At 71.1% G+C, this 11,037-nt stretch carries 9 protein-coding genes, 1 tRNA gene, 1 other RNA gene and 1 pseudogene; 4 read left to right on the top strand and 8 right to left on the bottom strand.

Annotated elements, in window-relative coordinates; genetic code table 11:
• Positions 1–78 precede the first annotated feature (78 nt).
• The 7 genes and pseudogenes from ACIG87_RS23245 to ACIG87_RS23215 form a co-directional block, all read right to left on the bottom strand.
• The gene (locus ACIG87_RS23245) at positions 79–603 is read right to left on the bottom strand and encodes a hypothetical protein (protein ID WP_396853137.1); all 525 of its coding nucleotides are present in this window, start codon (positions 601–603) and stop codon (positions 79–81) included.
• Positions 604–1,465: 862 nt separating this feature from the next.
• Entirely contained in the window at positions 1,466–4,027 is a 2,562-nt protein-coding gene (locus ACIG87_RS23240; protein WP_396853136.1) for a hypothetical protein, read from the bottom strand.
• A gap of 148 nt (positions 4,028–4,175) precedes the next feature.
• Positions 4,176–4,706, bottom strand: coding sequence for a hypothetical protein (locus ACIG87_RS23235; RefSeq protein WP_396853135.1), 531 nt, complete (start codon positions 4,704–4,706; stop codon positions 4,176–4,178).
• Positions 4,703–5,317: a hypothetical protein gene (locus tag ACIG87_RS23230; RefSeq protein ID WP_396853133.1), complete on the bottom strand. Its 615-nt coding sequence runs from the start codon at positions 5,315–5,317 to the stop codon at positions 4,703–4,705. Before ACIG87_RS23230 ends, ACIG87_RS23235 begins: the two co-directional genes overlap by 4 nt.
• Positions 5,318–5,502: 185 nt before the next feature.
• The gene (locus ACIG87_RS23225; protein WP_396853158.1) at positions 5,503–5,679 is read right to left on the bottom strand and encodes an alpha/beta fold hydrolase; all 177 of its coding nucleotides are present in this window, start codon (positions 5,677–5,679) and stop codon (positions 5,503–5,505) included.
• A 111-nt stretch (positions 5,680–5,790) separates the two neighbouring features.
• A pseudogene (locus tag ACIG87_RS23220) lies at positions 5,791–5,927 on the bottom strand (alpha/beta hydrolase); the annotation flags it as partial.
• Positions 5,928–6,144: 217 nt separating this feature from the next.
• Positions 6,145–6,229 (bottom strand) — tRNA-Ser (locus ACIG87_RS23215).
• Between the two features lie 82 nt (positions 6,230–6,311).
• On the opposite strand from ACIG87_RS23215, the gene ffs reads away from it, so the two are divergent.
• From ffs to recR, 4 genes are all read left to right on the top strand, one after another.
• Positions 6,312–6,401, top strand: an RNA gene (gene ffs, locus ACIG87_RS23210) — signal recognition particle sRNA small type.
• A gap of 107 nt (positions 6,402–6,508) precedes the next feature.
• Positions 6,509–9,169 (top strand): DNA polymerase III subunit gamma and tau, encoded by a 2,661-nt coding sequence (locus ACIG87_RS23205; protein WP_396853132.1) that lies wholly within the window; start codon positions 6,509–6,511, stop codon positions 9,167–9,169.
• Between the two features lie 108 nt (positions 9,170–9,277).
• Positions 9,278–9,586 carry a YbaB/EbfC family nucleoid-associated protein gene (locus ACIG87_RS23200; protein WP_396853131.1) on the top strand — a complete coding sequence of 103 codons (309 nt, stop codon included), beginning with the start codon at positions 9,278–9,280 and terminating at the stop codon, positions 9,584–9,586.
• A gap of 7 nt (positions 9,587–9,593) precedes the next feature.
• On the top strand, positions 9,594–10,187 hold the full coding sequence (gene recR, locus ACIG87_RS23195; protein ID WP_396853129.1) for a recombination mediator RecR: 594 nt from the start codon (positions 9,594–9,596) through the stop codon (positions 10,185–10,187).
• A 101-nt stretch (positions 10,188–10,288) separates the two neighbouring features.
• Here recR and ACIG87_RS23190 read toward each other — a convergent pair whose 3' ends face one another.
• Complete coding sequence (locus ACIG87_RS23190) at positions 10,289–10,888, bottom strand: hypothetical protein (protein ID WP_396853127.1); 600 nt, start codon at positions 10,886–10,888, stop codon at positions 10,289–10,291.
• Between the last annotated feature and the right edge of the window lie 149 nt (positions 10,889–11,037).

Raw genomic sequence — 11,037 nt, 5'->3', positions numbered from 1 at the left:
CAGGATCACCGCAGCGGCCCTCGTACTCCTGCACGTCGAGCACAACCGCACAACCTGATCACCCAACGCCACGACCCGTTACGCGGAAAGGCTCACTGGGTTGATGCGGCGTCCTGCTGCGATGTTTAACAAGATGCGGATAGACTCCATGACGGCCGTAGCGTTTTTCGGTTCAAACTCTGCGCCGTCCACCCTGCGTAGCTCGCCAATGTGAGTTACAGCGCGGCCACCTGCATCCTTCAATCTTTTCCAGAAATCCCGGCGGCTGGACTGTTTGGCCCTGTCGATCGTGACCAGCCAATCACCTGCCCGTGCCTGCACTCGCCCATTCCAATAATACGTGAGGTTGTCTGGGCTGCTGACCATGCTGCCATCATGGGCATCCCAGCCATTTGGGATTAGAAACCCGATCCTGTCAACGGGGCCAACGCCAATCTCCTGTAGCCCGATGCTGTCTTGGTAGAGCGAAGATTTTTCTGGCGGGTCGACCATTGCGCAGTCCATCGATTGAACGAATGTCTTTGCGTCGGGCGGAAACTCTACGGTAGCGAACTCCTTCCATAAGGTTTCATCCGATGGGTTCAGGCTGTCATGCAGGTCCACAAGCGAGGCCTCGCGAGAGCCCTGCGCTACGATGCGAGGGGTCGGTTCCCATTTAAAGCGTATGTCACCTTCAAGGAGAGTGGGGTTAGAGTCTGCGGCGAAACCGAAGCTTCCCTCGTATAGGCAAATCTCGGGGCTGACTCCCTCCACAAAGTATGGGTGGGTAAGGACGTCTGGGTGCTGGTGCCGTAGGACGGCAGTGCGCCCGTCGGTCATCCGAATTCTTTGCTCGACAACTCGTTTACCGGCTGCATCCGAATAGACTATTACTTGCCGAGAGCCGTCGGGCGACTCATGGATTATAGACATGCAGGCACCTAGTTATGTCGGGTCAATCTTTCCGAACACTCATACAAGCTTACTCAACACATGCTTAGTAGATGCGCGCCTTCTTTGCGATGACGGTCATGCTGGTGTGGGTGTATCGGTGATGCTCGCGCTGGAATTCTACGATGCAGGTGGGGTGTTCGTGTGACCGAGGCCGTCGCATTTCGCTGCTTTGAGCATCTTTTGTCATGTATGGGCGTTTCGTTTTAACTAAGGCTGTCGATGTGAGCAGTGCTGCAGACTAGGGAAGCATGCTGGTGCGAACGGTCTCAGTCATGGTCTCGTTCACCGCAATACGCCACCGTCCCCTCCGAGTTCGGTGGACAAGCAAACACCTGGTCGCGGCCCAAGTGAGACGCCGTCGGACGGCTGGTCGCAGACCTCGAAAGCGTGTGAGGGTTTACGCCCTCCGCGGGTTCAAATCCCGCCGCCACCGCTCGTGAACAGGCGAAACGCCCGGGCGATCCGCAAGGATCGCGCCGGGCGTTCTCGCATCTGCGGCCTGCCCGGCGAGCGGGCCGGCCCTGCTGTCGTGCTAGGGGGTGCCGGCGGCCTGACTGTTCAGCCGGTAGGTGGCGTTGTTGCCGTCGGCGTCCAACAGCACCGTGACCGGGCCCGGGGGCAGCGTGCAGGTGATCGTGCCCTGGGTGACGCGGTCCGACCCGCAGTTCCACCAGCCCGCGCTGTCGAAGACGGTCAACCGGGCCCGGCCGGTGCCGGAGGTGCGTGCCCAGGTGAGGGTCTGCCGGGCGGCGTGGTCGGCGGGGACGGTGAAGCAGGCCGCGAGGCGGTCCGGCCCGGTGGTCACGGAGGTGTCCGTCGTGTCCCGGGGCAGCGTCGGGCAGGCCGGCGCGTCGGTCCGGGCGAAGCCCACGGTGTACGAGAGCTGGTCGACCCACTTCTGCCCGGTGACAAGCGCCGAGTACGGGGCCGGCCCGTCGAGCCTGCAGCCGTACCAGGTGTACCACCAGAGGCTGCACTCCGATTCGCCGTCGGCGTCCACGATGTCGATGTTCAGCGCGGCGTCGACCGGCAGTAGGGTGGCCATGGTCGCCCCGGACGGGGTGGGCAGGGTCAGGCAGTCGATCTGACCGGAGACCTCGATCCGGCCACGGTGCGGCGCGTCCCGCCAACCCGCGTCGGAGACGGGCGTGCACCCGGTGGGCCGCAGCGGCAGCAGGGACACCGCGTACTCGGTGGTGCTCGTCGCGTCGTCGCTGGTGAGCAGGGTGTAGCGGCCGGCTGCGGACAGCGTGCAGCGGACTTGGCCACAGATCGTCCGGCCGGTGGAGTCGAGAACCCGGGCGTACGTGGTCAGGTTGTCGCCGTGCAGGGCGGTCACCCGGTAGACCCCGGCGGCCGGGATGTCCAGGGTCCGGCACGCGACCGGGGTCGGGGTGCCGGAGGGGGCCGCGCCGTAGCCACCGAGGGGGACCGTGGGGCAGCCGACCGGGTCGGAGATCCGGCGGATGGCCAACGGGTACGCCTCGCCGGGGTTCTCGGGATCCCACTGCCGGAACGAGATCGCGCGGTAGGTGCCGTCGGCCGGGAGCACGCAGCCGACCTCCTCGGACCACTCGGTGCAGATCCGGCTGCCACTCCGGTCGAGCGTCCAGGTCGCCCCGGACACGATGACGCGTTCCCCGGCCCTGCCCTCGAAGGGCTGGCAGTTGGTCTGTACCCGGGCGTTCTGCCGTACCTGGAGGGCCGGCTGGTCCCAGGCGGCGTAGCCGGTGGTCGGCGCGCATCCGTCGGACCGGTCGAGCGGGTTCAGCGCCACCTCGTAGTGGTGGGCCCGGTCGCTGTAGAGCGGACCGCTGACCAGCAGGGTGTACCGGCCTGCGGCCGGCACGGCACAGACCGGGATGTCGGCCCGTGCACAGACCTGCTCCCCGGTGTCGTCCAACACCTGCCAGTCGAAGCTGCTGTTGCTGAGGCTGACGGCGCGGACGAGCAGCGGCCGGGCGGCGTCGGTGTCGAAGGTGTGGCAGGTCGCGTCGTCGGCTGGGGTCGCGCCGCTGTTGACGGCGCTGCCCGGGTCGCCGTACGGGGCCAGCGGCAGGCTCTGGCAGCCCACCGGGTCCGACATCCGCCGCGCCCTGACGAGGTGGGTGCCTTCCTTGCCGTAGTGCTCCCAGCTCAGCAGCCGGTACGGGCCCGGCCGGTCGAGCCGGCAGTCACCGCCCCCGTAGCTCAGGTCGCAGAGCGTCTCGTGCTGCCCGTCCAGGATCAGCCCTCGGATGTCACGGGGGCCTCCCGGGTCGGCGAACCGCACCAGCGCGCCGCGCGGCTGGTCGAACTGGTGGCACCGCGCCGCCACCCCGGCGGGCAGCGTCACGGTGATCCCCGGCGAGCCGAAGTGGAACAGATCCGTCGGGAACTGCCCGCAGCTCGACGGGCTGCGCGTCGACTCGACCGCGATGGTGTAGTCGCCCCGCCCGGTCGGGTACGGCAGTTGCAGAGTGATCCGGTACGCCCCGGCGACGCCGACCCGGCAGCGGTTCGCGTCGACGCCGAGCCGGCAGAACTCCCGGCCTGCGGCGTCGGTGACCCGGCCGCCGACCGAGTCCCGGCTGGTGCTCCGACCGAGCTGGACGAGCAGGACGTCGGAGTCGGCGGTGGTGGTGACGGTCCAGAGGTCCTGCGCCTGGTCGACGATGGCGGCGCAGGTCCCGACCGTGCCGAGGGCGAGGCTGCCACCGCAGCGGGAGCGCGGTGGCTTGGGCGGCCGGGTGACGGTGGTCGACCGGACGCGGGGCCGTCCGGTGGTCAGCCCGGCTGCCGGCGTACCCGGGTCGGGGGTCGCCGCGCGGGCCGGTGCGGTCCGTCCTGCTGCGGCGGCCGGTGCCGTTCGGTCCGATATGGCCGGGTCCGATGTGGCGGGTGCCGGTGTGGGGCTCGGCGTCGCCCCGCCGGTCGGCCCGGTGTCGGCCGAGGCGGTGGACGGCCCGCCCGCCGCAGCCGGCGTCGGTGCGCCGTCGCTCGGGCTGGTCGGCCCGACGGCCAGGGTCGAGACGAGCAGGGCGGCCAGCGCGAGGCGCGGCAGCGACTTGCCGACCCGGCGCGGCGGGTGGCTGGACATGGTGCGGTGTGACATCGATCCCCCGTGACCTGCCGCGCCGACTGCATGGCCAGAAGATGTTCTCATCGGGGCCGAGCACGGACGATCCACATCGTGGCTGCGTTCCCGCCGACGGTCGGGCCGCATGCCGGTCCCAGGTGCGGCGTGCGGCCGGCGGCCCGGCTCAGCAGGGGCCGTAACCCTCGTCGAAGAGGCGGCGGGCCCAGTCGGCGTACCCGGCGACGATCTCCCGGACGGCCGTGCCGTCGTGCAGGAAGAGGTACCCGCGATCGCCGTCGCGGGCGAGCAGCCCGTCGAACCGGTACGTCCGCTGTGGAGCGCGCAGTCGGGCCGCCGAGGGGTACCGGTTCAGCACCTCCTCGACGGGAGTGCCGACGGTGATCCCCTCCGGCGTGCTCATCGGGTCGTCGAGCCAGAGCAGCACCAGCCGGTCGTCGACGAAGATCGGGCTGGCCGTCCCGTGCCCGGCCAGCGTCGTACCGCAGGTTTCGGCATCGGTACGGAGCATCCCGCGCCGGGTCAGCTCCGTCTCGCTGTCGCCGAACTCGGCCCCGGCCAGGCCGTGCAGTCCGACCACCTGGCTGACACCGATCGGCCGTGCCGGGACGTCAGGCCCCGGTGGACGGCTGCCGCTACCCGAGGCCGAGGCAGCCAATAGAAACGCCGTAATGACGGCAAACTGTCGTAAATTCATGGAATCCCCCAGTCCCCAACGGAACCGGGACGTTCAGGTTGCTGGTCGGCCGCAGATTGTTGCTCCTCCCATTCCTCGGCCAGCTCGTCCCAGTAGTCGGCGGTCAGCCCGCGCCGGCCGTGGGCCAACCAACCCTCGGTGTTCCGCTCCAGGTGCAGACCCAGCTCGGCGAACGGGTCGAGCCACCGGCCGGGCTCCGCGCCGAGCCGCGCCAGCGCCGCGTTGATCGGCCACTCGGGACGTGGCAGCGTGAAGGCGCGGTCGAAGCGAGGACCCCAGCTCAACCGGCCGTCGAGCCACACCGCCGACCCCTGCCGGCCGAGCCCACCGGCGAACTCCGCCTCCAGGTACGCCACCGGCCCCCGCCGCGACCAGCGATCCAGCAACTCGGCCAGGGCGGGCGAGAGGACCAGCTCGAACGGTTGCTCGGCGGTCGGCTCCTCGGGATGGTAGTCCGGCAGCGCGCCGGTCAGCTCCTCGACGAGTTGCGGGGTCACCGGCAGCAGCGCGAAATCCTGGCGGAGCGCGGCCAGCACCGCGTGGTCCAGGTCGGCGGTCTGCTCACGCAGCAGCTCGACATCCGCCACGACCGCACTGAGCTGGTAACTCATCCGATCCCCCCGCCGTCCACACCCTGTGGATAGCACATGTGTACGACGAATCCGGGTCGCCGTGAGTGCCCGTACCGTACTGGTTCGGTGCGAGGAATCCTGCCGGTACTCTCGGTCACTCGCCGCGTGCCGATCCCTTCCAACGTCACTGGCCGGTGACCGGTATGCGTCCCGTGCGTACGTCGTCAGGCGTGCTCGGCGGCGATCTTTCGCAGCAGCCCGGCGAGCAGGTCCGGGTGGGAGAGCATCGGATGGTGCCCTGTGGGCACTTCCACCGACCGCCCCGCCCGTGCCGCCTGGGCGCGCTGCACCGCCGGTGGGGTGGCCCGGTCCTCGGCGCAGACCACCGCCGTCGACGGGATCGACCGCCAGCCCGCGAACCGGACCGGGGGCCGACGAGGATCACCGGGCCGGCGTCGCGCAGCACCCGGCGGGTCTCCTCGACGTCGTCGTCCAGCCCGGCGGGCCAGGGCGCATCCGGCGACTCACCGCAGCTCGGCAGCGCGACCGCGACGCTCGCCGTCCCGCTGGCGGCGAGCAGCGCGTCGACCCGGGACCACCACCAGGCACCGTCGCGTACGCAGGCTCCGTGCACGAAGACGATCCGCATGGCTGCCTCCTCATCGGGCGGCGTCCCACCGCCACCCTGGAGACCATAGGGATCCCGGCGGGGATGGGTACGGCCGTTCTGCCGTAGGCATACCGCAGCGGGTCGGGCGTGCTCCCCGGCTGCGCCACCGGCGGGCGCTCGACCGATCGCCCTCGGAGACGGCGAAGGGTCGGCGCCCGATCGGGGCCGACCCTCGCGTTGATGCTGCTCAAGAGAGCGGAGGATACGAGATTCGAACTCGTGAGGGTTTTATCCCAACACGCTTTCCAAGCGTGCGCCCTAGGCCTCTAGGCGAATCCTCCGCGAGCCAGGATACAGGTCCCCGCCCGCCCGGCCACCCCACCACCCCCTGAAGATCCACCGGGGGTCGGGTAGGGTGGGCGGTACCTCCCGTGCGGCGGTATCTCGTGAACCTCCCCAGGGCCGGAAGGCAGCAAGGATAAGCGAGCTCTGCCGGGTGCACGGGAGGCCTTTTGTCTCCGGCCACCGGTACCGTACCTGCGGGGTCGGATCACGGGGTGGTGGGTGGTCACCCGCGCCCGACCGGCGCAGAATGGCTCGGTCGAGAGGAGGCGGGACGCGTGACCCTGGCGCTCTACCGCAAGTACCGGCCGCGCACCTTCGCCGAGATCATCGGTCAGGAGCACGTCACCGAGCCGCTGTCGCAGGCGTTGCGCAGCGGACGGCTCAACCACGCCTACCTCTTCTCCGGCCCCCGGGGCTGCGGCAAGACCTCCAGCGCCCGCATCCTGGCCCGCTCGCTCAACTGCGAGCAGGGCCCCACCCCCGAACCGTGCGGGCAGTGTGACTCCTGCCGCTCGCTGGCCATCGACGGCTCCGGCTCGATCGACGTCATCGAGATCGACGCGGCCAGCCACGGCGGCGTCGACGACGCCCGCGAGCTGCGCGAGAAGGCGTTCTTCGCACCGGCCCAAAGCCGGTTCAAGATCTACGTCATCGACGAGGCGCACATGGTCTCGTCGGCCGGCTTCAACGCCCTGCTCAAGCTGGTCGAGGAGCCCCCGGAGTACGTCAAGTTCATCTTCGCCACCACCGAACCGGAGAAGGTCCTCGGCACGATCAAGTCGCGGACCCACCACTACCCGTTCCGGCTGATCCCGCCGAAGGTGCTCCGGCCGTACCTGGAGCAGCTCGCCCAGGCCGAGGGCGTCACGGTCGACCCGGCGGTGTTCCCCCTGGTGGTGCGCGCCGGTGGCGGCAGCGCCCGGGACAGCCTCTCCGTGCTCGACCAGCTCATCGCGGGCGCCGGCCCGGAGGGGGTCAGCTATCCCCGGGCCGCCGCGCTGCTCGGCGTCACCGACTCCGCGCTGATCGACGAGATGTGCGACGCGCTGGCCGCCGGGGACGGCGCGACGGCGTACGCCACCGTCGACCGGGTGGCCGAGGCCGGGCACGACCCGCGTCGCTTCGCCGCCGACCTGCTCGAACGGCTGCGTGACCTGATCGTGCTCCAGCAGGTGCCGGACGCCGCCGGCAAGGGCCTGATCGACGGCCCGGCCGACCAGATCGAGCGGATGGCCGCCCAGGCCCAGCGGCTCGGCCCGGCCACCCTGTCCCGCTGCGCCGACATCGTGCACAACGGCCTGGTCGACATGCGTGGCACCACCGCGCCCCGGCTGCTGCTGGAGCTGATCTGCGCCCGGCTGCTGCTGCCCGGCGTCGACGACTCCCCCGGTGGCCTGCTCCAACGCCTCGAACGGATGGAGCGCCGGCTCACGCTGGGTGGTGTCGAACCGCCGTCGGCCGCCGCCGGCTCCGCACCGCCCGCCCAGACTCCTCAGGTACGCCAGGAGCCGCCAGCCCCGACCGCGGCTGCCGCCGCGCCCGGCCCGCAGTCCTCAGACATGCCGGCGGCTGCCGCTGCCCCGTCCGGGGCGGCTGCCGCGCGCGCCGCTGCCGCGACGGCCGCTTCCCGGCCCACCGGGTCCGCACCGGCCGACCCGCCCCGGAACGGTTCCGCTCCGCCGGTCGGTGGCCTGGGTGTCGACGGTCCGGACCCGGTCGCCCGGCGGGTGCCGCCCTCGGCTGTCATGCCCGACCCCGCCACCCCCGAACCACCCCGACCGGGTGCCGCAGCGCCCGGCGTACTGGACGCGGTCGCGGTACGCCGGGTGTGGCCGGACGTCGTCGGCAAGGTCGGCCGGAAGAGCAAGAAGGTGGCGGCCTGGGCGAGGGAGGCCACCGTCCGGGAGGTGGACGGACAGTCCCTCCTTCTCACGTTCCGGTACCCGTTCCACGCCCAGGCCCTCTCCACCGAGCCGGATCTGCTTCTCGAGGCGCTGTACGAGGAGTTCGGCGGTCGTTGGCAGATCCGTTGCGAGGTGGCCGGCGAGCGGGGTGGCGCGTCCCCCGGTGGTTCCTCCCGACCGGCCGGGCCGGCTCCCACCCCACCCCCACCCCCGGCACCGGTACCGGCCGAACCTGCCAACGGCGGTCCGGCGGGTCCGAGCGGTGATGCGGCAACGATCGGCTCGTCGGCGCCCGCCGGGACAGGCCCGGTTCGTCCGGCCGGTTCGTCCGGCGACGCCCCGACCGCCCCGACCGGCTCGTCCGGCTCGTCCGGCGGTGTCCCGACCACCTCGGCCGGCTCGGCTGGCGGCGGCCCGGTGCGACCTCCGGGGGAGCCCACCGGCCAAGCGGGCAAGGCGGACTACCCGGCCCCTCCGGTTGGCGCGAACGACGACGATGGCTGGCCCGAGCCGGCCCGCCCGGGTGGAGCCACCAGCGTCGCCCCCGCCTCGGACGACTGGCCCGAACCGGCCCGGCCGGGCGGCGCGACGGCGACCGCGACCGCGACGGCAGCCGCCCCGGCGGTCACCGCCACGCCCGCCGTACCCAGGCCGGCCGGTCCTGCTGTTCCGTCGCCGCCAGCAGCGGCCGGGACCGGCAGTGCGCCGGTGAGCAGCGCGATCGCGGCAGCCCGGGCGGCTGCGGCGGGCAAGGGACCTCGGGCCACGCAGGCGGGGCGGAAGACCGCGGACGCGGAGTGGGCTGGCGAGCCGCCCTACGACCCGGACTACGACGGGCCGGTCCGGGGCGGTGGAGCGTCGGCGACCGCAGCCCGGAGCACCCCCATCTACGAGGGGTTCGACCCGGGCGACGAACCGCTGGACGAGGTGATCGACGAGCGGACCGCCCGGCAGTCGAGTGAGGAGCAGGCGGTGCAGTTGCTCCGGGAGGCGTTCGGCGCCGAGAAGATCGACGAGGTGGACGCGCGCTGACGCGTCGTTCCCCGGACCGGACCACCGGTCGCCCCCGACTAGGCTGGGCGCGGCCGAGCAGACGAGTGCGAGAAGGAGCCATCCGTGCGCCCAGGTGGACAGCCGAACATGCAGCAGATGCTGAAGCAGGCGCAGAAGATGCAGCAGCAGATCGCCAAGGCGCAGGCCGAGTTGGCCGAGGCCGAACTGACCGGCACCGCCGGCGGCGGCCTGGTCACCGCGACCGTCTCCGGCTCGGGTGAGATCAAGAGCATCAGGATCGACCCGAAGGCGGTCGACCCGGAGGACGTCGAGACCCTGGAGGACCTGGTCGTCGCGGCCCTGCACAACGCAGTCGAGGCGGCGAAGGAGCTGACCGACCAGAAGATGGGCCCGGTGGCCGGCGGCATGGGCGGCCTCGGCCTGCCCGGATTCTGACCCGCAGATGTACGAGGGTGCCATCCAGGACCTGATCGACGAGTTGGGGCGGTTGCCGGGCGTCGGCCCGAAGAGCGCCCAGCGGATCGCGTTCCACGTCCTGTCGGCGGACCCGGCCGACGTCAACCGACTGGCCGGTGCGCTGCGCAAGGTCAAGGACCTGGTCCGGTTCTGCACCACCTGCTTCAACGTCGCCGAGTCGGAGCAGTGCCGGATCTGCCGCGACCCGCGCCGCACCGACGAGGTGATCTGCGTGGTCGAGGAGCCCAAGGACGTGGTGGCGATCGAGCGGACCGGTGAGTTCCGGGGCCGCTACCACGTGCTCGGCGGGGCGATCAACCCGCTGGAGGGCATCGGCCCGGACAACCTGCGGATCCGGGAGCTGATGACCCGGCTCAGCGCCGGGACGATCCGGGAGCTGATCCTGGCCACCGACCCGAACACCGAGGGTGAGGCGACCGCGACGTACCTCGCGCTGATGGTCAAGCCGATGGGGATAGCGGTCACCCGACTGGCCAGCGGCCTGCCGGTCGGCGGGGATCTGGAGTACGCCGACGAGATCACCCTGGGCCGGGCCTTCGAGGGCCGCCGCGCGGTCTGACCCTGCCTCCGGCTGCGCGGCCCGTGCCGGTGCGCGTACGGACATGCCGCTGGCCGGCATCCCCGAGATCGGGGATGCCGGCCAGCGTCGTTTCGGGTGGGTCAGCTGTTCCAGTGCTTGGCGACCAGGTCGGCGGCCTGCTGCTCCCACTGGGCGTAGGCGTCCGGGTAGGCCGAGACCTGCACGGTCTGGGCGGCCTTGGTCAGCGGCATGTCCTGCCAGCCGTCGACCTGCTTGAGGCCCTTCTGGAACGCCATGGTCGAGTAGATCGGGTCGGTGATCTGCTCGGGGGTGCCCCAGCCGGAGGAGGGGCGCTGCTGGAACAGGCCCAGCGAGTCGTGGTCGTTGCGGTCGCCGAGGTGGCCGAGGTTCTCCAGCTTCGACTCCTGCAGCGCGGTGCCGATCGAGATGACCGCGGCCCGCTCGTCGAGGCCGGACTTCTTGGTGGCCTCGATGATCGCCTTCACGTTGGCGGTCTGCTCGTCGTTCAGGTCGATCCGCGACTGGTCACCCTGGGTGCCGTGCGGGATCAGCTTGGCCTTGTCCACGCCCGGCTGGTCGGCCTGCACGGCCACCGCGACCGGCTTGGCGTCGACGGCGGCGGTGCCGGGGGCACCGAGGTGCATGGGGCCGGCGGCGAGGCCACCGGCGAAGGCGAGACCGGCAATACCGAGTGCGCTCTTACGCAGCATCGTGTTCATGGGAAAGCTCCATTCGGGGGTTGGCGACGTACCTCGGGGGAGAGGTGCGTCGCAAGCACCACGACGGGGCGCTCATGGGGGAGGTCTTCGGTCCGGCTGGCTGCACGAGCGGGGGCTCGCGGCGCCGGACCAGATGTAACGACCGCGGG

The sequence above is a fragment of the Micromonospora sp. NPDC051925 genome (assembly GCF_044548625.1).
Taxonomy (GTDB): Bacteria; Actinomycetota; Actinomycetes; order Mycobacteriales; family Micromonosporaceae; genus Micromonospora.
Note: the sequence above shows the minus strand (reverse complement) of the source record. Positions and strands in the feature narration are given on the sequence as shown.

What these genes read in the sequence shown, in the direction of transcription:
- ACIG87_RS23240 (WP_396853136.1), bottom strand. Translation starts at nt 4,027, where the DNA reads ATGTCACACCGCACCATGTCCAGCCACCCGCCGCGCCGGGTCGGCAAG.
- ACIG87_RS23235 (WP_396853135.1), bottom strand. Translation starts at nt 4,706, where the DNA reads ATGAATTTACGACAGTTTGCCGTCATTACGGCGTTTCTATTGGCTGCC.
- ACIG87_RS23230 (WP_396853133.1), bottom strand. Translation starts at nt 5,317, where the DNA reads ATGAGTTACCAGCTCAGTGCGGTCGTGGCGGATGTCGAGCTGCTGCGT.
- ACIG87_RS23200 (WP_396853131.1), top strand. Translation starts at nt 9,278, where the DNA reads ATGCAGCAGATGCTGAAGCAGGCGCAGAAGATGCAGCAGCAGATCGCC.
- recR (WP_396853129.1), top strand. Translation starts at nt 9,594, where the DNA reads ATGTACGAGGGTGCCATCCAGGACCTGATCGACGAGTTGGGGCGGTTG.
- ACIG87_RS23190 (WP_396853127.1), bottom strand. Translation starts at nt 10,888, where the DNA reads ATGAACACGATGCTGCGTAAGAGCGCACTCGGTATTGCCGGTCTCGCC.